At 60.9% G+C, this 19,801-nt stretch carries 19 protein-coding genes; 8 read left to right on the forward strand and 11 right to left on the reverse strand.

Annotated elements, in window-relative coordinates; translation table 11 throughout:
* Positions 1–82 precede the first annotated feature (82 nt).
* The gene (locus tag GWQ27_RS08085) at positions 83–1,087 is read left to right on the forward strand and encodes a sensor domain-containing diguanylate cyclase (RefSeq protein WP_275907100.1); all 1,005 of its coding nucleotides are present in this window, start codon (positions 83–85) and stop codon (positions 1,085–1,087) included.
* Between the two features lie 6 nt (positions 1,088–1,093).
* On the opposite strand, the gene GWQ27_RS08090 is transcribed toward GWQ27_RS08085, so the two are convergent.
* Positions 1,094–1,546 carry an Lrp/AsnC family transcriptional regulator gene (locus tag GWQ27_RS08090; RefSeq protein ID WP_021138620.1) on the reverse strand — a complete coding sequence of 151 codons (453 nt, stop codon included), beginning with the start codon at positions 1,544–1,546 and terminating at the stop codon, positions 1,094–1,096.
* A 138-nt stretch (positions 1,547–1,684) separates the two neighbouring features.
* Here GWQ27_RS08090 and GWQ27_RS08095 point away from each other — a divergent pair, with 138 nt between their 5' ends.
* Positions 1,685–2,623 (forward strand): DMT family transporter, encoded by a 939-nt coding sequence (locus GWQ27_RS08095; RefSeq protein WP_219598377.1) that lies wholly within the window; start codon positions 1,685–1,687, stop codon positions 2,621–2,623.
* Here the strand turns inward: GWQ27_RS08095 and viaA are convergent.
* Both viaA and GWQ27_RS08105 read right to left on the reverse strand, forming a co-directional pair.
* Entirely contained in the window at positions 2,570–4,024 is a 1,455-nt protein-coding gene (gene viaA / locus GWQ27_RS08100; RefSeq protein ID WP_005313338.1) for an ATPase RavA stimulator ViaA, read from the reverse strand. The two genes, GWQ27_RS08095 and viaA, sit on opposite strands and share 54 nt — an antisense overlap.
* Entirely contained in the window at positions 4,025–5,650 is a 1,626-nt protein-coding gene (locus GWQ27_RS08105) for an ATPase RavA domain-containing protein (protein ID WP_275907101.1), read from the reverse strand.
* Positions 5,651–5,881: 231 nt separating this feature from the next.
* Here GWQ27_RS08105 and GWQ27_RS08110 point away from each other — a divergent pair, with 231 nt between their 5' ends.
* Both GWQ27_RS08110 and rimI read left to right on the forward strand, forming a co-directional pair.
* Positions 5,882–6,298, forward strand: a complete 417-nt coding sequence (locus tag GWQ27_RS08110) for a DNA polymerase III subunit psi (protein ID WP_275907102.1) — start codon at positions 5,882–5,884, stop codon at positions 6,296–6,298.
* 97 nt (positions 6,299–6,395) lie between these two features.
* On the forward strand, positions 6,396–6,845 hold the full coding sequence (rimI, locus tag GWQ27_RS08115; protein ID WP_005313345.1) for a ribosomal protein S18-alanine N-acetyltransferase: 450 nt from the start codon (positions 6,396–6,398) through the stop codon (positions 6,843–6,845).
* A 9-nt stretch (positions 6,846–6,854) separates the two neighbouring features.
* Here rimI and GWQ27_RS08120 read toward each other — a convergent pair whose 3' ends face one another.
* A complete protein-coding gene (locus GWQ27_RS08120; RefSeq protein WP_336244488.1) occupies positions 6,855–7,343 on the reverse strand; it encodes a thioredoxin family protein in 489 nt (162 codons plus the stop codon).
* A gap of 248 nt (positions 7,344–7,591) precedes the next feature.
* On the opposite strand from GWQ27_RS08120, the gene GWQ27_RS08125 reads away from it, so the two are divergent.
* A complete protein-coding gene (locus GWQ27_RS08125; protein ID WP_111587984.1) occupies positions 7,592–9,382 on the forward strand; it encodes a long-chain fatty acid--CoA ligase in 1,791 nt (596 codons plus the stop codon).
* Positions 9,383–9,464: 82 nt separating this feature from the next.
* Here the strand turns inward: GWQ27_RS08125 and GWQ27_RS08130 are convergent, their stop codons facing one another.
* The 5 genes from GWQ27_RS08130 to GWQ27_RS08150 form a co-directional block, all read right to left on the reverse strand.
* Entirely contained in the window at positions 9,465–10,679 is a 1,215-nt protein-coding gene (locus tag GWQ27_RS08130) for an aldose 1-epimerase family protein (RefSeq protein ID WP_111587985.1), read from the reverse strand.
* 281 nt (positions 10,680–10,960) lie between these two features.
* Positions 10,961–12,559 carry a glutamate--cysteine ligase gene (gene gshA / locus GWQ27_RS08135; RefSeq protein ID WP_169046761.1) on the reverse strand — a complete coding sequence of 533 codons (1,599 nt, stop codon included), beginning with the start codon at positions 12,557–12,559 and terminating at the stop codon, positions 10,961–10,963.
* A gap of 59 nt (positions 12,560–12,618) precedes the next feature.
* Entirely contained in the window at positions 12,619–15,432 is a 2,814-nt protein-coding gene (locus tag GWQ27_RS08140) for a pitrilysin family protein (protein WP_265422219.1), read from the reverse strand.
* 26 nt (positions 15,433–15,458) lie between these two features.
* Complete coding sequence (locus GWQ27_RS08145) at positions 15,459–15,896, reverse strand: VTT domain-containing protein (protein ID WP_021138609.1); 438 nt, start codon at positions 15,894–15,896, stop codon at positions 15,459–15,461.
* A 68-nt stretch (positions 15,897–15,964) separates the two neighbouring features.
* Entirely contained in the window at positions 15,965–16,963 is a 999-nt protein-coding gene (locus GWQ27_RS08150) for an NADP-dependent oxidoreductase (RefSeq protein ID WP_155602295.1), read from the reverse strand.
* A gap of 44 nt (positions 16,964–17,007) precedes the next feature.
* On the opposite strand from GWQ27_RS08150, the gene GWQ27_RS08155 reads away from it, so the two are divergent.
* The gene (locus GWQ27_RS08155) at positions 17,008–17,175 is read left to right on the forward strand and encodes a hypothetical protein (RefSeq protein WP_162265158.1); all 168 of its coding nucleotides are present in this window, start codon (positions 17,008–17,010) and stop codon (positions 17,173–17,175) included.
* A 52-nt stretch (positions 17,176–17,227) separates the two neighbouring features.
* Here GWQ27_RS08155 and GWQ27_RS08160 read toward each other — a convergent pair whose 3' ends face one another.
* A complete protein-coding gene (locus tag GWQ27_RS08160; RefSeq protein ID WP_275907103.1) occupies positions 17,228–18,004 on the reverse strand; it encodes a hypothetical protein in 777 nt (258 codons plus the stop codon).
* 258 nt (positions 18,005–18,262) lie between these two features.
* Between GWQ27_RS08160 and GWQ27_RS08165 the strand changes: the two genes are divergently transcribed.
* Positions 18,263–18,556, forward strand: a complete 294-nt coding sequence (locus tag GWQ27_RS08165; RefSeq protein WP_238583092.1) for a hypothetical protein — start codon at positions 18,263–18,265, stop codon at positions 18,554–18,556.
* Positions 18,557–18,575: 19 nt separating this feature from the next.
* Positions 18,576–18,926, forward strand: coding sequence for a hypothetical protein (locus GWQ27_RS08170; protein WP_265422216.1), 351 nt, complete (start codon positions 18,576–18,578; stop codon positions 18,924–18,926).
* Positions 18,927–18,975: 49 nt separating this feature from the next.
* Here GWQ27_RS08170 and GWQ27_RS08175 read toward each other — a convergent pair whose 3' ends face one another.
* On the reverse strand, positions 18,976–19,719 hold the full coding sequence (locus GWQ27_RS08175) for a ferredoxin--NADP reductase (RefSeq protein ID WP_265422215.1): 744 nt from the start codon (positions 19,717–19,719) through the stop codon (positions 18,976–18,978).
* Positions 19,720–19,801 lie beyond the last annotated feature (82 nt).

The following is a 19,801-nucleotide window of genomic DNA, read 5'->3' on the forward strand; positions in this document are numbered from 1 at the left end:
TGCATTATCGTTTTGTCGCACTTTACAGGCTCACAGTCAGCATCGACTATAGGCCGCAACGACCACAGGGAAGAACGAGTTCATGACATACGAGGAGCTGCAGGCCGCCTATGACAAGCTGCTGCAGGAGAATGAGCGCCTGAAGCGGGTGGCCGACGATGCGCGGGAGAAACTGGATGCCGCCATGGACGGCACTGGCCTGTGTATCTGGCAGAATCACCTTCCCACCGGCAAGCTCATCATCTTCAACCGACGCTGGGGGGCCATGCTCGGCTACCAGCCCAAGGAGCTGTCGGCCCACTTCGATGTGTGGCGTGAACACCTGCATCCGGAAGACAGGGAGCGGGTACTGCAGGCCTTCTTCGATCATCTGAGCGGCAAAAGCCCCTTCTATCAGGTGATGCACCGCATGATCGCCAAGGATGGCAAGACCACCTGGGTGCTGGACAGGGGCCGGGTGGTGGAGTGGGATGAGCAGGGCAAACCGCTGCGGGTGATGGGTACCCACATCGACATCACCCATGAGAAGGAGTACGAACAGCAGCTCGCCCAGCTCGCCCATCGGGATCCTCTCACTGGCCTGCTCAATCGCACTGCATTGCAACGCCAGTTCCCGCAGGAGTTCAGGGCCATCTGCTTCATCGATCTCGATAACTTCAAGCAGGTGAACGACAACCTGGGCCACAGGGCAGGTGATGAGCTGCTGATCGCCCTCACCCAGCGGATCAAGGCCTGTTGTGACGAAGGGGTGAAGCTGGGCCGCCTCGGCGGGGATGAGTTCGTGTTGCTGCTGCCCTGGCACAGTGACGATCCCCGCACCCATCACCTGGCCCACCAGTGCGTCAATGCCATCTCGACTCCGTTCGAGCTGCCCAACGGCGAGGCCGAGGTGGGATTGAGCATGGGGATAGCGCAGATCCGGCCACAGGATGACTTCAGCACGGCGCTGGCCAGAGCCGATCAGGCCATGTACCGGGTCAAGCGCAGCGGCAAGCGGGGTTTTTATGTCTCCCAGCCCAGCGGCCAGCCCCTGCTGGATCAGGATCAGGTCAACGAGCGGGGACTCGGCCACCAGCCCGGCGCCTGAAAAAGGTCAAATGGGCAGCGGCCCCATCACCTTGACCGCGCGAATGGCGAAGTGGCTGCTGATGTCATTGACCATGTCCTGGGACTGCAATCGTCTGATCCACTGCTCATAGGCGGGCAGATCCGGCACCACCACCTCCAGCAGATAGTCGTAATTGCCGGAGACGGTGTGGCAGCTGATCACCTCAGCCATGGCCGCCACCGCCTGCTCGAAGGCATCTACCAAGGGCTCCTTGTGCTGGCTGAGCCGCACGTTGACGAAGATGGTGATGCCAAGGCCCAGTTTCTCCCGCGCCAGCACGGCACGATACCCCTGAATGTGTCCCTCCCCCTCCAGTCGCCTCAGGCGCCGCGCACAGGGGGAGGCTGACAAACCAACCTGCTCCGCCAGCTCCACTGTGGAGAGGCGACCATCCTGTTGCAGCAACCGCAGCAGATGTAAATCAATTCTGTCGAGCATCTTGGCGATATCCGGTAAAAATCCCTGTTGGATTGGCTGAAACTAGCAACTACATCCGGATTTCTCAAACAGTTTGCCCTGAAACACCCTCCCTCCCGGCCGGATAATGGTGCAGGACATTCCATGGAGGGAGCTCTTATGTCATTCACCCTGTCACCCCGTTGCAGCGGCTGGGCCGCCGCCCTCGCCACTGTGCTGCTCTGGTCCGGTTTCTTCCTCTCCCTGCGCCTTGGTGCCGAGGAAAAACTCCCGCCACAGGCGCTGGCGCTGCTCCGATTTGGGATCCCCGCCTTGCTGCTGCTTCCCTACTACTGGCGCCACCGCACCCGGCTGCACAGCGTTCCCCTGCGTTGGCAGCTGGCCATGCTGACCGGGGCCGGTCTGCCCTTCTTCTGGCTCGGCGCCACCGGCATGCAGCTGGCTCCGGTCGCCCAGGGCAGCGCCCTGATACCGGGCACAGCCCCCCTCATGGTCAGCCTGCTGGGCCTGCTGCTGTGGCGCGAACCTTGCCCCGCCCAACGGCGCTGCGGGCTCTCCCTCATCGCCCTGGCCACGGCGACCCTGCTGCTGAGCGGGGAGCCCGGTTTATGGCAGGGGCAAGTCTGTTTTCTGGGGGCGGCCCTGCTGTGGGCCCTGTTTACCCTGGCAGTCAGGCATAGCGGACTCACGGCTCTGGATGCCGCCGCCCTGGTGGCGGTGCCCTCAGCCCTGTTGCTGCTGCCGACACTCCTGTGGAGCCCCTTGCCCACAGTGAGTCATGCCAGCATCTGGTTATGGCAGGGTTTGTTGCAGGGAATTGGGGCCGGTTTGCTGGCGGCGCTCTGTTACGCCCACGCCATTCGCACCCTGGGGGCCGAGGTCAGCTCGGCACTCGGCTCCCTGACGCCTGTGATGGCGGCCATGCTGGCCTGGTGGCTGCTGGGAGAGACCCTCTCCCAGCCGGTATGGCTGGCCATGGGCCTCTTGTGTGTCGGCGTTGTGCTGGCCAGTCTGCCAGTATGGCGCGGATCAGGGGGGTCAATATCAGCTACGCAACCAGCGGCGCAGCAGGCGACCGCGCAGACCGCAGTCGAGTAGCCAGCTTTTGTCAAACACCCGCAGCAGGGCCGGCTTGGCGTGACGGGACATGGCAACGGCGTTGAATCGGGTGCCACGGCCACGCTGGCGGTCCATCAGCTCCACCAGCGAAGCGGGCAGACGCTGGGCAATGAAGTCGGAGATCACCAGCACATCCGCCAGCTCGAAACCGGGCGCCTGTAACTGTTGCAGGGTGGCGCTCAGGCAGGGCAGCAGATCCGTGCCGCCATTGAAGGTCATGGCCAGAAAACGCTGAGCCTCATCGAGGCCGTTGGCATCGGTCAGCTCGAAGGTCGCCACATCGGTGGAGAAGAGCATCACGAAGCAGCGCCGCTGCTCGGTCAAGGCAAGCTGCAACAGCGCCAGCGCCAGCGCCTTGGCACACTGCTCAGGGTAACCCCCCATGGAGCCGGACGTGTCGATACAGACAATCACTGGCCCCATGGGCTGCAACTCCTGATCACCCCGATCCGTGGTACGAGGCAGCAACTGATGCCTCGGCAGGGTGCCTCTGGCCTGATAGCTGAGCAGGCGCCGCTCCAGATAGCGGCGGTAAAACTCCAGCTCCAGCTCGGGCACCCCCAGCATGACGGCCTCACTCGGCAGCATTCTCATCAGATCATTGGCCGGGTGGATCCCGACCAGATCATCGGGCACATCGTCACTTAACACCGGCTCCTGGATCAGGGTGGGCTGCGGCGGCTGGGGCCGCTGCAACTGCTCGCTATCGTGCAGACTGCGCCCCATGCTGTCTGCGATCTCCTGCAACATGGGCTCTTTGCGCAGCATGGCGGCATATTGGCGGATCAGCACCAGAGAGGCAGGCTGCCAGCGTCCCTGAGCCAGGTTCCACAAGCCACCGGCCGTGCGCCGCTGGGGATCCAGCACTTGTTCCAGCTCCTCGCTGGCGCCGATCTGTTCCTCCAGCTCCTGCTGCAACCTGAGCCGCTCAGCCTCGGCCAGCTCCTGCTGCAAACGCAGCAAAGCGCCCACCAGGCTGGCTCGCCACTTCTCAAGCATCAGCCGCCTGGCACCCTCGGTGGGATGATCCACCAACTGATGGGCCAGCTGTCGCCCCTCATCGGCAAAGTCGCTACCCCGCTCCAGAGCACTGAGCAGGGTAGGCAACTCGGCCACAAGGCGAGCGAGGGAAAGGGAGATAAAGTGCTGATAGAGCAGAAATTCCTGTTCCAGCACGGGAGGCACAGGGGTATGGGCTATGGTGTCGTTCACCTGATGGCGCCAGCGCTGCAGCCGCTGTTTCAGGGAACGCCCCTGTGCCTTGCCTATCCGGATGAAGCGGGAGATCTGGGTACTGGCCAGCAGGGCGACCACCATCTCGGACACCATCTCTCCCTCCGAGATCGCCAGCAAGGCGCTCATAGTGCCAATTTCGATCATTTACCCCTGCTCCCCGCACAGCAGTGGCAGGCGCTGCTGCCACTGGGCCAGTTGCTCAGCCGTTTGATCAAGTTCACGGGCCAGGGTGAAGAAGCCCTCCTCGATGGCAACCAGCCAGCGCGAGGCGATGAAATGGTGGGGTTGGTGGTCATCAAAACGATGACGCTGGCGACGCAGCTCGGTGCGCAAGGCCGCCAGCTGGTCATTGAGATTGGCAAGGGTCTTGTACCAGGGGGCGCTTATCAGACCAGGCAAGGGCTCACGGCACACCAGCACCAGAGGAATGGGGTGGCGCTGGCTGTCGAGCAGATTGAGACGCTGGCCGCTGTCGAGCTCAAGCTCCAGCGTCAATCCTGTCTTGCTGCCAACGGGATGGAACATCACCTTGTCGCCACCGAACTGCCAGTGACCTAGCACCACCTTGTCACACTCCAGTGTCTCTACCAGCAGATCCGGCTCCTCCGGGCTGAGTCGGGCCGGGGTAAGCAGGTGCAGCTGGATTTGCAGTCCCCGCTCCCCCTGCTTGCGGGCCTCCTCCAGGGGCAATTGCCAGCCCTTGCTGCGCTTGCCCAGCATCCCCTTGTGGGGATCAGCCTTGAGCGCCAGCCGGATACTCATCTGCTGTTGCAACTCCTGCAAGGCCGAGGTGACGGCCATATGACGGGAAATCAATGCCTGCTGCCGGTAGCAGTGCAGGCGGGCAAACTCCTCCATCAGCGTCAGCAGGGCGGTGCGGCTCTCTTCGTTATGCCAGAGACAATCTTTCAGCAGCAGCAGATCCAGAGGCGCTACCTCCCGCCGGCCATGGAAGAAGGCACTGGCCTTGCACAGGCGCACCGCCTTTTTCCAGCGCCGATCCGAGACATAGCAGGGTTCGTCGCCCATGCTGTCGAGCCGCTGTCGCAGCTGATAGACAAGCTCGAATACCTCGTCGGGCAACACCACCTGCTCGATCTGCCGTTGCCACAGCAGGTATTCCTCGCTTTGCACCTGCAGGGCGGGAGAGAGGTGACGGGGGGAGGCGCCATCACTGGACAACATGGCCTGGAAGTTGGATTTCTCTTGCACCCTGTCCATCCAGACACGCACCAGCATGCGGTCATAGAGCGCATCCAGCCCGCTGTCCGGGGCGGGCAGCTCGTTGGAGGCGCTGATCAGCAGACGCATCGGAATGGGGAGTGTCTCGTCACCGTTACGGAACTGACGCTCGTTGATGGCAGTCAGCAGGGTGTTGAGGATGGCCGGGCCCGCCTTCCAGATCTCGTCGAGAAAGACCACCTCGGCCTGGGGCAGATATCCGGCGGTCAGGCGCAGGTACTTGCCATCTTCCTTCAGGGCCTGGATAGATAAGGGGCCAAACACCTCCTCCGGCGTGCTGAAGCGGGTCATCAGGTACTCGAAGTGACGGGCTTCATGGAAGGCAAGCTTGAGACGACGGGCAATCAGGCTCTTGGCAATCCCGGGGGGACCCAGCAGAAACACGCTCTCGCCGCTCAGTGCCGCCAGCAGGCCTAGCCGCAAGGCATCCTGGCGTTCATAAAGCCCCTCGCCGAGGGCGGCCAGCAGGTTGGGCAGGCGTTCATGAATGGGCACGGCACGGGCAGAACTGTGAGCAGATAATGACATAGAGAGCATTCCGAAGCTGGGATCACGATAATTCCGGGTCACGTCATGACGATCAGATTGCCCGGGGTTGGTTTTATTATGATGTTGTCTGTTATGGTCTGCCTGCCAACCCCATCCCGACTGACCGGACTGGAAGCACAGCAGAATGGCAAAGAGTGCAGAAAAAGGCGTTCGAGTGTACCCTTCGCAGCACATTTTTCACCAACTCAGATCAAGAGTGAGTCATCATCCATGCAAGATCCCGTTCGCCAGCACATCTTGGCCAGAATCGGTATTCAAGGCTGGCAACTCAGGCGCCCCCAGTTACTGGCTGGCTCTCGTGATGAGGCAGCACAGACCGGGCAGCCAGACCCCCGGCCTCATGCCGACCTGCCCACCGGCAAGCTCTGGGTGCGGGCACCGGCGCTGCCGGATACCGCTCTGCTCCATGACATCTGCCAGTTGCTGGGGATTGCCCCCCATGAGGTGAGCCTGCTGCAGGAGATGCCCGAACAAGCTGCCCCCCCGCTGCTCTGGCTCACCGAGCCGGATCCTCGCTGGCCAGAGGCGCTGATCTGTTCGCTCTCTCCCGATGCGCCCCACAAACGGGCGCTGTGGCAACAGTTGCGCCAACGGGCGCCATCCAGCCAAGAACAGGGCTCATTGTGATCGGCTCCGGGCCGCAATGCAGCCCGGCCATCTCATCTTTACCAAACTTTACATTTGGCCGACCGGGCCAGCCGTCCCCGCATTAACCGGAGTGATCATGCACCTCTTTCGCCCCCTGCTCGAATCCGACTTCGAGCTTGTCTATCCCATAGAACAAGCCGCCCACAAGGAGCCCTGGAGCCAGGCCAATCTGCTCTCCTGTTTCGGGCCGCGCTATCTCAATGGTTTGATGCTGGTGGATGGACGGCCTGCGGGGTTCTACATCTCGGATCTGGTGGCGGGCGACAGTTCGCTGATGAACATCTGCGTGCACCCCGATTTTCAGGGCAAGGGGCTGGGACGGGCACTGCTGAAGGAGTATCTCGCCCGCAGCAAGGAAAAGAGAGCCGAGGCCTGGTTTCTGGAGGTGCGCGCCAGCAACAAGACAGCCATCGGCCTCTACGAGAGTGAAGGGTTTGCAGAGTATTGCCGCCGGGTCGACTACTACGGCACCGGCAACGAGCGGGAAGATGCCGTGCTCATGTCCCGCCTGTTCGACTTCAGCTGATACGGGCTGTCATTCCAGCGGCGCATTGTTTACCGCAGGATCTTGCAACGCAAGCGTAGTGTGGACCACAGCAGCGAAAGCCGCCGGAGAGAGCGGCATGAAATAACCTCTCTGCCAGGTCACACCGGGCATCCAGACCTGCTGGATATCTGGGACTATCTTGATGGGTTTGAAAGGGCCACCACTCTCTTGCAAGTAAACGCCAGGCAAGGTGGTCGTTTTGGGGAAATAGCTCAAGACCAGTTCACTGCCATCTTTATTGTCAGCCTTGAGCCGCACCCTGACCACCTCCCCATACACCTTCGCCATGGCAGGATCACGCCACAGCAGCTTGTCCAGCAGCTCGCATCTACGGCATTTTTTACCTTCCAGAAGATAGAGCAACGGCTTGCCACTGCTTGCTGCCTGCTGTTGGGCCTGATTGTATCCCTTGATGCCGTAGTACCAGGGCGAGGTCACCTGACGATTTGCCCAGAGCCACCAGGTGACCCCAACCATCAATAATGACACCACCACCACAACCGCAACGACTATCACTACCAGCCGGCCTTTCAATATCATCATCTGCTCCCGTTAACCGGATCCTTATGGTTATCAAGCATCATGCCTCAGCTCGCCCTGGTTGGCGACTTTGTGATCCAGGACAAACAGCGAACACTTGTAAGCTGTAATGTTGGAGTTTAAACTCTAGCGCGAATTTTAGTGCCCTCGCGGGCGTACAACTGTTACTTGAGGATGTTTGACTGATGCCGAAACTCCATCTGGTTCGACTGATGCGTGAACGTATTGCCCGGCTTGGCAACAAGGCCGCCCTGCGCGTACAACAGGATGGCCAGTGGCGCGCCATCGGCTGGCGTACCCTGGGACAGGCCATGGACTACTGTGCCCAGGCGCTGATCCGCGCCGGTCACCAGCCAACCGAAATGGTCGGTCTCTACGCCCGCAACATGCCGGAGTGGACCCAGGCAGATCTCGGCATCCTCGCCGCCCGCGGCGTCAGCGTGCCCATCTACCCCACCAGTACCCTTGAGCAACTCAGGTACATAGTGCGCGATGCCAGTATCGGCCTGCTGTTCGTCGGTGAGCAGCCCCAGTTCGATCAGGCGCTGACCTTGTTGAATGATGGCGAGATCCGCCAGATTGTCGCCCTCGATGGCAAGGTCAATCTGCGCGGCTGCGCCCAGGCCAGCCACTTTCAGGAGTTTCTCGCTTCCGGCAACCATCAGGCCAGCGAGCAGGAGCTGCGGGTACGGGAAAGCCAGTACCGGATGGATGACCTGCTGACCCTGATCTACACCTCGGGCACCACGGGCGAACCCAAGGGGGTCATGCTCGATTTTGCCAACATCGCCGCCTGTTTCGAGATGCACAACAGCCGCCTGGACCTCAACGAGCAAGATGTGTCGCTCTGCATGCTGCCGCTGAGCCATGTGTTCGAACGCGCCTGGACCTACTATGTGCTCTACTGCGGCGCCGAGAACGTCTACATTCGCGACCCGCAGAAGGTGATGGACGTCATCGGCGAGGTGCAGCCGACCGTGATGTGCGCCGTCCCGCGCCTCTACGAGAAGGCCTACGCCATGATCCAGGCCAGGGTTGCCCAGGCGCCGCGCCTGCGCCGCGCCCTGTTTGGCTGGGCCACCCACGTCGGCAAGCAGATGGTGGCGACCCGTCAGGCGGGCAAATCAGCCTCTCCCCTGCTCTGTGCCCAGCTCGCGCTGGCGGAGCGACTGGTGTTTCGCAAGCTGCGCGCCCGCTTTGGCGGCCATACCCGCTTCCTACCGGTGGCCGGCGCTCGTCTGGCCGACGACGTGAATCTCTTCTTCCAGGCCATGGGGCTCAACCTCAAGTACGGCTATGGCATGACGGAGACCACGGCTACCGTCTGCTGCTACGAAGATCAACAATTCAAGCTGGGCTCTATCGGCACCGCCCTGAATGGCATCGAAGTGAAGCTGGGGGAGAACAACGAGCTGCTGGTGCGCTCACCGACAGTGATGCGCGGCTACTACAACAAGCCGGAAGCCACTGCCGAGGTGATGACCGCAGATGGCTTTCTCTGTACCGGTGATGCAGGCGAGCTGGACAAGGACGGCAACATCTACTTCACCGAACGGCTGAAGGAGCTGATGAAAACCTCCAACGGCAAATACGTGGCACCGCAACTGGTGGAAGGGACCATCGGCAAGGATCGCTTCATCGAGCAGATCGCCATCGTCGCCGATGCCCGCCACTTCGTCTCGGCGCTGATAGTGCCCTGCTTCGAGTCGCTGGAAGAGTACGCCCGCTCCATCAACCTGCAGTACCAGTGCAAGACGGAGCTGCTGCGCAACTCCCGGGTGATGGAGTTCTTCGATGCCCGCATCCAGGATCTGCAAAAGGAGCTGGCCAAGTTCGAGCAGGTGAAGAAGTTCACCCTGCTGCCGAGCGCCTTCTCCATGGAGCTGGGAGAGATCACCCCCACCATGAAGCTGCGCCGCAAGATCATTGAATCCAAGTATCAAAGCGAGATCGAGGCCATGTACAACCATGTCTGAGTACAACCACGTCTGATCCCGCCCGCCATGAAATCAAAAAGCCGCTCATCGAGCGGCTTTTTGCTGTCTGTCTGACAAGTGATCAGGGCAGTTTGACCAGTGGCAGCTCGCGCATCTCGGTGGGACGGCCCCCCTGGATCTTGTCGACCTCTGCCAGCGCCTGCTTCACCTCATCCCCATTGCGCAGCAGACGATAGGTCAGATCGAAGGTCTTGGTCTCGCCCGGCTGGATCTTGGGCACCAGCCCCAGCGGACGCTGGTACTTGGTGCTGTAGGCATAGCTGGTGCCAGGCTCGATACCCGTCACATACCCCTGGGCCCGGGTGTCGGTGTTCTTCCACAGGGTCAGCACGGGCAACTGGTGGGTGTTGTAGGCCACCGCCACACCGGCGCTGCCCTGCCGGTTGTTGAGCACAGCCAGCGTATTGCCATCGGCATCGCTGTAAGGCACCAGGTTGAACACCATCTCGTCGAAGCCCTTGGTCGGCCCCAGATAGGTTTGCCAGCTCTTCAGGCCCGCCTTGGCGTAGTCGTTGAACGGGGATATCTGCTTCACCGGCGTGCTGACTTGCGCCCCCTCTTCCAGGATCGGCGCCCCGAAGTTGCTGTGGTAGATGATCTGGTACTCGTTCTCATAATCCGCGTGGTTGGTCAGCTTGTCCTGCAGGGAAAATTCCGCCTGACCGGGCACTACGCTCAGCTGGGTCCAGGTAACCAGCTCGCTCATCTTGAAGGTGCGCTCATCCACCCGACCCAGCACATGAATGGCATAGGGCGGCTCCTCATCTATGGTCACGCTGACCACGGATGCCGGTATGTTCTGCACCCGGCCATGCAGGCTCTTGAGTCGGCCGTCATCGTCCACCCCGGGGTGGCCTGTCCACTCGTAACCGCAGCGCACCAGCATCTCGTTGAAGCCATCGAGCCAGCCGAGACCGGCGCGGCTCTCCAGATCGATGAAGGCCGGGTTGACCACCTCCTTGACGGGAGAATCCCAGCCAAGGCGCAGATCGGCCCCCTTGACCTCCTTGATCCCCATGCCTCGGGTCGGCACCAGGGTAATCTTCATCACGCCGTTGTCGACGATCAGCAGATCCACCCCCTCCTGCCGTCCGCCGTGCAGCCGCTTCTTCTCGATGGAGAAGGGGACCGGACTCTTGATACCCAGCTTGTCGCTGCTTATCTTCCAGTCCCCCACATCCAGCCCCTGCTGGGAGTCGGTCAACAGGAATTCGGCGGCCTGGCCCGAGCTCGCGCCCAGGGCGAGCAGAATGGCAATGGAGAGTTTCTTCAACATGGATTTATCCTCGTGTCTCTTGTTCTTGTGAATGGTTTTTGCGAAAGCTGAATCGTTTCAGTTACCGAGACGTTAGGCCCCCATCCCACAAGACTCAAGCTGCAAAAGGGCGAAATGTGAGCCGATTGACAATAAAAGCACCACAGGCCCTGCTGAAGTGAAGGCTGACTCACACTTATTTTCGGGTACTTTTTGGACGCTTTGGCGTGCTGGCTGGAATGACAAACCGCGCAATAAAAAGCCGCTCCCGGGAGCGGCTTGCAAACAGAGAAGCAGAGGGATCAGGTCGTGGTCTGACGGATACCGAAGTAGTCGGCCAGGAAGTCATCAAACGACAGGCTGTCGCTGCGTTCACGTTCCCGCTGCTTGGCCAGGGATTCCCGCGCCTCGGCGGCGAAATAGGCTTGATCCCAGTACTGCAGCTCACCGGCCAGCATCTCTTCCCGGTAGCGGCTCGCCAGCTCGTCGCCGAAGCAGCCGTTGTCCTGGCCGCTCGAAAGCAACTGCTTGAGCAGACGGGCAGAGTAGGTCAGATCCGGGTTGAGCAGCTTCTCCCTGTGCATCGCAAGGGTCTCGCGGTAGCGATTGCGGCCACAGCAGCGATCCAGCAGCTCGGCCACCTGGGCCAGCTCGTCAAACAGCTGGAGGCCGAACTCCTTGAGGCCGATGGCGTTGCCCTGCTCATCTTCCAGTTCCAGGCCGGGGCGACGCCCTTCCAGCACTACCTTGTTCTGGTTACGGCGATTGCGGGCAATCTCCTCGTCCCCCAGCACGGGAGACGGGCGCAGCAGACACCAGACCAGGAAGAGGTCGAAGAAGCGGATCTGATCCGCATCGATACCGAATGGCGTGAAGGGGTTCACGTCCACGGTGCGCAGCTCGATATATTCGATGCCACGCTGCTCGAGCGCATCTGAGGGCTTCTCGCCACTACGCGGTGTGCGCTTGGGCCGGATCGGGGCGTACAGCTCGTTCTCCAGCTGCAACACATTGTCGTTGAGCTGACGGTACTCGCCGTTCACCTTGACCCCAATCTTGGCGAAGTCGGGATCATGGGTGTTGATGGCACGACGCAGGCTGCTCACATAGTCGGGCAGGCTATCGTGGCTTATCTTCAAGCCTGCCTGAGCGCTGTTGGTGTAGCCGAGATCGGATAACCGCAGCGCTGTGGCGTAAGGCAGATAGAGGGTGCCCTTGCCGGTTTTCTGGAACGGCAGGCTGCTCTTGCGCCCCTTGAGGAAAGAGTCGCAGATGGCCGGCGAGGCGCCAAACAGATAGGGTACCAGCCAGCCGAAGCGGTAGACGTTGCGAATAAGCCCCATGTACTTGTCGGAGATGAAGCGCTGGCTGCAGCAGCCCTCACCCACCAGATCCTGCCACTCGCACCAGAAGCTGTCCGGCATGGAGAAGTTGAAGTGTACCCCGGCAATCACCTGCATCAGGCTGCCGTAACGGTTCTTCAGCCCCTGCCGGTAGAGGGTCTTCATCCGCCCTATGTTGGAGCTGCCGTACTGGGCCAGCCGTATGCTCTCCTCGTCGCCGACGAAGCAGGGCATGGAGAGCGGCCAGATCCGCTCATCACCGAGATGGTGGATGGCGTGACGATGAATGTCGCCCAACTGCTCCATCAGGCTGTCGATGGAGTCGGTCGCCGGTGTGATGAACTCCAGCAGGCTCTCGGAGTAGTCGGTAGTGATGTTGGCATGGGTCAGCGCAGAGCCCAGACTCCTGGGGTGATCCGTCTGGGAGAGAGTCCCTTGCGGGGTAATGCGCAGACATTCACGTTCGATCCCGCGCCGGATCCCCTTGAGGGCCGTCAGCCGATCAGGCGAACCCAGGGCGGTCAACAACTCGGTGAGTGACAAGCTAGTCGTAGTCATATTCACGGCTCATGTGTGGCCGCCCCTCAGGGGGGCGACACTATTTTTATGAAGCGCCCTCAGGGCAACTGCAACGGATAGATGGGAAGATGAAGCTCCTTCAGGGGTTTTTCAAGCTTTTGCTTGTCCCCCACCACCACAATCACCATGTCAGCCGGATCGAGCCAACGGGCGGCACTGGCTTTGAGCACCTCTGGTGACACCGTTTTGATCAGCTGGTTCTGGGCCTGCACATAGTCCGGCTTCAGGTCATACATGATCATCTGCAGCAGGAAACCGGCCTTCTGGCCGAGGGTTTCGTAGGAGAGGGCATCCTGCTGGGAGACGGCACTGCGCATATAGGCCAGCTCCACCGGCGTCGGGCCGCTGTTGCGATAGTTGTCCATCTCTTTGAGGAACTGACGGATGGCATCCACGGTCGCATCGGCCCGCACATTGGCGCCGGTGGCGAAGGTACCCACCTCACGATTGGCGGAGAAGCCCGAGCTGGCGCCATAGGTGTAGCCCTTGTCTTCCCGCAGATTGAGGTTGATACGGCTGTTGAAGTTGCCCCCCAAGTTGAAGTTCATCAGCCCGGCGGTGAAGTAATCCCCCGTGGTATCAAACGGCATGGCGCGACGGCCAATGCGGATCACCGACTGGGGAGCCCCGGGCTTGTCCACCAGATAGATACCCGGCTTGGCCTGCTCACCCTCGGGCTTGAGGCTGCCAAGGGTGGGCGCTGCCCCCTTCCACTGGGTCAGGAAGCCAAGTTGCTCCTCCACCTGCTGCTGGGCTACGTCACCCACCACTACCACCTTGGCGTTGGTCGGGTTGTAGTAGTTCTGATAGAAGCGCTTCACATCCGCCAAAGTCAGCTTCTCGACATCGGCCAGCACGCCGTCGCCCGGTTGACCGAGGCGGTTCTCCTTGCCATAGACCAGCTCACGGAAGGCCTGGCCTGCCAGCCACTCGGGTTGCTGCTGGCTCTGCTTCATGCCTTGCAGCATCTGCGCCTTGACCCGCTCGAAGTCAGCCTCCCGCATGCCGGGGCGCTCGAATACCTCGCGTACCAGACCCAGGGTCTGGGGCAGCTTGTCCGTCAGGCTGCTGATGGTGACCAGATTGCTGTACTGGGCGCTGGAGACGCTGACGCTGGAACCGAGCTTTTGCAGCTCGTCGCTGAGCTGGGCCTCGGTCAGGCGCACCGAGCCCTGACCCAGCATGCTGGCGGTGAGGCTGGCGAGCCCAAGCTCTCCCTTGCCCTCGGCACGCATGCCACCCGGCAGGGCGATCATGATGGAGACGGCCGGGATCTCGTCACTCTGGGTCCCGATGATCTCGATGTTCTTGTCGAGCTTGCCGTGCCAGATGGCAGGTACCTTGACGCTGACCGCCTCGCTCGCCTTGGGCTGCACACTGCGATCGAAGTTGTCCTTGACCGGACGCAGCGCCAGCGGTTCATCGTGCTGGCTGTAATCCGGCAACACCCGCTTGGCAGGGATGAAGTTCGGCTTGGCCACCTGCCAATCCGTCTTGCCCTTGGGCACGACGCTCAGCACTACCGCCGGCTTGCCCAGGATGAACTTGTCGTAGGCCGCCTTGACCTGCTCAGGTGTCACCTTGCCGATGGCATCCAGGCTCTTGAACACATAGTTGGGGTCCTGGGCAAACACCTGGCCCATGGCGAGCTGGCTCACCTTGCCGGAGACGCTGTCGAGCCCCCAGATGGCGGAGGCACGGTAGCTGCTGATGGCCTTTTCCAGGTCCTCCGGTTTGAGGCCGCGACCGGCAAACTCGCCGATCACCTTGTCCACTTCCCCCTTGAGGGTCTTGAGGCTGCCATCTACCGTAGGGTTGGGATAGGCATAGACAGTCAGGGTGCAGGCCAGCTCCTCGCAGTAGTGGGAAGCGCCCACGTCTATGGCCTTGCCGGTTTTCACCAGCGACTGATAGAGCATGGAGCTGGCGGAGCCGCCGAGCACGTCGGCAAACATGTCCAGCGCCGGCTCCTGCGGGTCACCGAGCGACACGGTCGGATAGCTGATATAGAGCAGCGGCAGGTGAACCTTGTCTTCCAGCGTCACGTAGCGGGTCTCGGGCAGGGTCACGGGGGCTGGGGTCGGCTCTGCCACGTCAGGGCCACGGGGAATGGAGCCAAAGTATTGCTCAATCCAGGCCAGCGCCTGCTTGGTATCGAAGTCGCCCCCCAGGGTCAGGGTGGCATTGTTGGGGCCGTACCAGCGCAGGAAGAACTGCTTGAGGTCATCTACCCCGACCCGGTCCAGATCCTCCACATAACCGATGGGCTGCCAGGAGTAGGGATGGGTGCGCGGATAGAGCGCCTCCCCCACTTTCTCGCTCACCAGACCGTAGGGTTGGTTGTCAATGCGCTGGGCCCGCTCGTTCTTGACGGTGGCGCGCTGGATCTCGAACTTCTTCTGACTGACCGCATCGAGCAGAAAGCCCATGCGATCCGCCTCAAGCCAGAGCACCTTTTCCAGCTGATTGGCTGGCACAGTCTCGAAATAGTTGGTTCTGTCCTTGTTGGTGGTGCCGTTCATGCTGCCACCCGCCTCGTTGATGATCCGCATATGCTCCTGATCACCGACGTGCTTCGAGCCCTGGAACATCATGTGTTCGAAGAAATGGGCGAAGCCGGATTTGCCCACCTGTTCACGGGCCGAGCCTACGTGATAGGTCACATCCAGGTGTACCAGGGGATCGGACTTGTCGGGCGCCAGGATCACGGTCAGGCCGTTGTCCAGCTTGTACATCTGATAAGGAATACCGAGCTTGCCCTCTTCCTTGACCTGCTCCGACACCAGGGTAGGTGCCGCGAGCACCGGCAGGGTGAAGCCCAGAAGAATGCTGAATGGAATGAGTTTGTTCACGGTTACCTCGTGAGTGAAGAAAAGGGCTAGAAAATATGACTGGCCAGCAGAAAAATCAGGGCATAACGCAACAATTTGCCAAGCCCGATCAGGATAAGAGAGCGCCAGAAGGAGAGACGCAGCCAACCGGCCAGCAGACAGAGACCATCGCCGACCACGGGTGTCCAGGCCAGCAGCAGACACCAATGACCATGTTGTTTGAGCCAGCCGAGGGCTTTTTGTTCCCCACGGCCTTGAAAATCTTCCGGTTTTTTCTTGAAGGTGGCGAGCCAGCCAAGCCACCAGGTGGTCATGGAGCCGAGGGTATTGCCCAGGGTCGCCCACAGCAGCAGGCTGGTCATGCTCCATTGTCCCTTGGCAGCCATGGCCCCCAGCAAGACCTCCGAGCTGCCAGGCAGCAGGGTGGCGGAGGTGAAGGCGCTCAAAAACAGCCAGCCCAGCCCCATCTCCATCAGGTCATTCATGGGAGATCACCATAGGCAGCAAACTGGCGACGCTGGGTGGCCCAGTCGGCCATCAGGCACGGCCGCCATCATGACCTTCCTATGAGGTCGTGTTCGGCCGCAGGCATGCGCAGCAGCAGCTTGCCACGAACATGGCCCTCCTCGATGGCCTGATGGGCCAGCCCGCCGTCTGCCAGTGCAAACTCGGCAGAGACGGTCACCTGTACCTGCCCCTGACGCAGCAGGATCAGTATCTTGGCCAGTTGCTCGCTGTCGGGGTGCACCAGCATGCCGAGTACCTCAACGCCAGATCCCGCCGCCGCCTCCTTGATCTGCTGGGCCGTGATGGTGGGTACAGTCACCAGTTTGCCACCGGGCTTGATGCAGGCCAGCGCCGCCTTGCCGCTCTCGCCCCCCATCAGATCCAGCACCAGATCAACCTGACCGGTGTGATCGACGATCTGGGCAACCCAGTCAGGGTCGTGATAATCCACCATCTGACTGGCTCCCAGACTATGGAGAAAACTGTGATTGTCGCGGCTGGCCGTTGCCACCACCTCGGCACCATCGGCAGCAGCAAACTGCACAGCCAGATGGCCCACGCCGCCCGCACCGGCCAGGATCAGCACTCGCTGTCCCGGCTTGAGGCCACCGTGCTCAAACAACCCTTGCCAGGCGGTGAGGCCCGCCAGCGGCAAGGCAGCCCCTTGTCCCAGGGGCACGCCATCGAGCTTGATCAGCTCCCCCTCACTCGCCACGACGGATTCGGCATAGGCGCCCCCTGCCAGCGGAAAACCCACCATGCCGCACACTAGATCACCCTCTACCAGTGAAGTGACGCCAGGGCCGACTTTCTCTATCACGCCCGCCACATCATAGCCGGGTGTCCAGGGCAACTTGTCCTTGTTTTCGGCCGCCGCCCAGCCAAGGCCGGCGCGGGTCTTGGCATCGATGGGATTGACCCCCGCAAAGCAGATGCGCACCCGGACCTCCCCTTCTGCCGGCACCTTATCGAGGGAAGGGTTGAGCTTGAGTACCGAGGGGTCGCCGAATGCGGTAATCTGTAGCTGCGTCATTGCACAATCCATCCTGTTGATTGATCAAGGGTCAACAGAATAACAGCGAGGACACCATGGCTCGAATGTTTCTTATTCCTCTGTTGCTGGCTCTGGGGTGGTGGGCCTTGCTGCTCTACTTCCGCATCCCGCTCAAACAGGGGGCCAAGGGGTTTTACTGGATCATCGGCATAGGTGGCGGACTGGCCGCTTTCCTCAGCCTGATGATGGTACTGACTCACTAGCCAGGCGCCGCTCACGTCGCAAAATAAGGGCCACCCCGAGGTGGCCCTGATTTCAACCGGCTTGCGAGCTGAGATGGTAGTGGCGGTTGCTGCCCTGCCCCAACACCCCCTCCGCCAGCAGATGCTGGAATACCTTGTCCACCTCCTCCAGCGACAGCGAAAGGGCCTGCGCCACCGAGCGCTTGCTGCACTTGAGCTCGCCGCTCTCCAGCACGGAGCGCACCTGGGCCACCACAGCCGCCAGGCTGCTCATCAGCCCCAGCATGGAGGATTGCTCGTTGACCGGCTTGGCGTCACGCTCCTGGCGCAACTCATCCTGCTGCAACCTGAGCTTGGTGTTGGCCTGCTGCAAGCCGCTGACGCCGCTGGAGATCCGCGCCATCTCTATGTACTTGCGCGCCGCCTCCTCGTTGAGCTGGATCTGGCGCTCTATGCTGGCGATCTGCTCGTCGAAACGGGCCAGCTCCCGCTCATGTCGCGCCTGCTGACTCAGCACAGTGTTGGTGGCACTGTTGATGCCGCCTATGCTGCCGCCGATGGAGATGGCCGCCAGCACGCTGTAGAACAGCAGCGACCAGAAGGCACCGCCGAGATCCCGCCGCGCTTTGCACTCGCCATATTCGTACCAGACATAAAACTTGCCCAGCTCGAAGATGATGGCCAGGCCGCCGAACAGCCACTTCATCAACGGGTTGTCATCGATGGAGAGAAACAGCAGCAGAGAGAAGACGATGGAGGCCAGAATGGCCAACCCGGTAAAACTGTACACCGTGGTCAGTGCGAACCACCCCTTGGGGTAGCGCAATACGGCAGAAGCCTGTGTGGTCATAATGAAGAGGGGATGCCGTGCAGGAAAAGTTGGCTGCCGATTATAGTCGCCGGACTCACAGAGAGAAGGGCAAACTCTTGAATTCCTTCAGATAGAGAACCAGCTGCCCAGAGTGCGACCAAATCGAACAAATCGGCAACAGAGACGCGCTACAATCGTTCCTCTGACTTAATCCCGTTATGCGGTTATATGCGGTTCCGCCCAGGTTCAGCCCGGCAGAGCTACACTGATCCGCTACTGTCACTACCCGAGGCCATCATGAACAAAACGACCACTATGCTGCTGTCCCTACTGCTGGTGAGCGGTGCCCCCGCTGCGCAACAATCACAGGATAATGGCGGTTCAACCTTCTCTGTTGATGAGCTGTCATTCAATCTGGACTGGGACGACAAGCAGTTCAACTGGTCGCAAACTGACTGCCTCGATCTGGGAATGGGGGACGCGCGCGCTACCGATTGCAAACGGGTAAGGCTCAATCTGGACGATCAGGAAAACCGCAACCAGCCCCCCAGCACCAACGAGATGCCGGCCAACCAGCAGAGTGGCCAGTAACAATGGGAGTATTCTTGCCATGAATCCATTCAAGCGCCACCCCACGATTAACCGCAGCGCACTGCTGCTCTCCCTGCTCGTAGTGCAGGGCACCGCTCTTGCTGCGCCCCCCTCCAAAGGAGGCGACGGCATCAACATCTCCGGCAATGACATCAAGATCGATCTCGACTGGGATGACAAAGAGTACGACTGGTGGCAGAACCACTGCCTTGATCTCGATATTGGCGATGGCCGCATCAAACTCAACTGCGACAAGATGGATGGCAAGTACCGGGATCACTACAACCGCAGCATCCACAGCGGCAACAACCCGGGACAAGGTCACGACAAACACAAGGACAAGAGCAAGGGCAACGGCAAGAAGAACTGAAGTCCCTCTCCTGATGCAGCAGGGGCCTGATGCCCCTGTGCTCATTTCGTTACCAGTAATTCTCCGCACTGATGTTGCCGGGGGCTCGCCGCAGGTTCTTGGCCAGCCCGAGTTCCAGCAAGGTCTGCTGGGTCTCCTTCACCATGGCCGGATTGCCACAGATAAGCACCTGGCTCTGCTCGGGTGAAAATGCGACCCCGACTCGCGCCTGCAGTCGCCCGTCGGCGATGGCCGCCGGGATCCTGCCAGCCATTGCCCCTGGCCACCCTTCACGACTGACGAAGGGAACATAATGAAAGCGCGCCCCGTGCTGCTCGGCAAAGCTGGCGATCAGCCCCTGGTAGCTAAGCTCTTCTCCTCTTCTCACCCCGTGCACCAGCACCAGGTTTTCGAAGCGGTCGAAGGCCTCGCCATCCGCCAGCATGGAGAGAAACGGGCCTATGGCAGTGCCGGTGGAGAGCAACCAGAGATCGCGACCGGACGGCACCTCGTCAAGGACCAGAAAGCCGGTGGCCTGGGATTGCACCAGCAGGGTGTCGCCCTCCTGCAGAGAGCCAAGAGATGGCGTCAGCTCACCGTCCGGGATCTCGACCAGATAGAATTCGTGATAGGGGGCTGAAGGGGGATTGACGAAGGAGTAGGCTCGCTGGATGCGGCGCTCGCCCTGCGCGAGGGCCAGTTTGGTAAATTGTCCTGCCTTGTAGGGGGCAAGCTCTGCCGCCACGCGCAGGGAAAACAGGGTGGGGGTCCATTCGATGCGCTCGATGACCCGACCTTCGACCCAGGCTGCCATAGGGATCTCCTCAAGAGGAACAGAGCTTCACTCTACCCTTTGATCCCAAAATAAAAAACCCGCGCAAATGCGCGGGTTTTTT

Origin of the sequence: Aeromonas sp. 5HA1, from assembly GCF_029237245.1 — a bacterium.
GTDB classification, from domain to species: domain Bacteria; phylum Pseudomonadota; class Gammaproteobacteria; order Enterobacterales; family Aeromonadaceae; genus Aeromonas; species Aeromonas salmonicida.

Coding starts and splice junctions, on each gene's coding strand:
- GWQ27_RS08085 (WP_275907100.1), top strand. CDS start 83: ATGACATACGAGGAGCTGCAGGCCGCCTATGACAAGCTGCTGCAGGAG.
- GWQ27_RS08090 (WP_021138620.1), bottom strand. CDS start 1,546: ATGCTCGACAGAATTGATTTACATCTGCTGCGGTTGCTGCAACAGGAT.
- GWQ27_RS08095 (WP_219598377.1), top strand. CDS start 1,685: ATGTCATTCACCCTGTCACCCCGTTGCAGCGGCTGGGCCGCCGCCCTC.
- viaA (WP_005313338.1), bottom strand. CDS start 4,024: ATGATCGAAATTGGCACTATGAGCGCCTTGCTGGCGATCTCGGAGGGA.
- GWQ27_RS08105 (WP_275907101.1), bottom strand. CDS start 5,650: ATGTCATTATCTGCTCACAGTTCTGCCCGTGCCGTGCCCATTCATGAA.
- GWQ27_RS08110 (WP_275907102.1), top strand. CDS start 5,882: ATGCAAGATCCCGTTCGCCAGCACATCTTGGCCAGAATCGGTATTCAA.
- rimI (WP_005313345.1), top strand. CDS start 6,396: ATGCACCTCTTTCGCCCCCTGCTCGAATCCGACTTCGAGCTTGTCTAT.
- GWQ27_RS08120 (WP_336244488.1), bottom strand. CDS start 7,343: ATGGTTGGGGTCACCTGGTGGCTCTGGGCAAATCGTCAGGTGACCTCG.
- GWQ27_RS08125 (WP_111587984.1), top strand. CDS start 7,592: ATGCCGAAACTCCATCTGGTTCGACTGATGCGTGAACGTATTGCCCGG.
- GWQ27_RS08130 (WP_111587985.1), bottom strand. CDS start 10,679: ATGTTGAAGAAACTCTCCATTGCCATTCTGCTCGCCCTGGGCGCGAGC.
- gshA (WP_169046761.1), bottom strand. CDS start 12,559: ATGACTACGACTAGCTTGTCACTCACCGAGTTGTTGACCGCCCTGGGT.
- GWQ27_RS08145 (WP_021138609.1), bottom strand. CDS start 15,896: ATGAATGACCTGATGGAGATGGGGCTGGGCTGGCTGTTTTTGAGCGCC.
- GWQ27_RS08150 (WP_155602295.1), bottom strand. CDS start 16,963: ATGGATTGTGCAATGACGCAGCTACAGATTACCGCATTCGGCGACCCC.
- GWQ27_RS08155 (WP_162265158.1), top strand. CDS start 17,008: ATGGCTCGAATGTTTCTTATTCCTCTGTTGCTGGCTCTGGGGTGGTGG.
- GWQ27_RS08160 (WP_275907103.1), bottom strand. CDS start 18,004: ATGACCACACAGGCTTCTGCCGTATTGCGCTACCCCAAGGGGTGGTTC.
- GWQ27_RS08165 (WP_238583092.1), top strand. CDS start 18,263: ATGAACAAAACGACCACTATGCTGCTGTCCCTACTGCTGGTGAGCGGT.
- GWQ27_RS08170 (WP_265422216.1), top strand. CDS start 18,576: ATGAATCCATTCAAGCGCCACCCCACGATTAACCGCAGCGCACTGCTG.
- GWQ27_RS08175 (WP_265422215.1), bottom strand. CDS start 19,719: ATGGCAGCCTGGGTCGAAGGTCGGGTCATCGAGCGCATCGAATGGACC.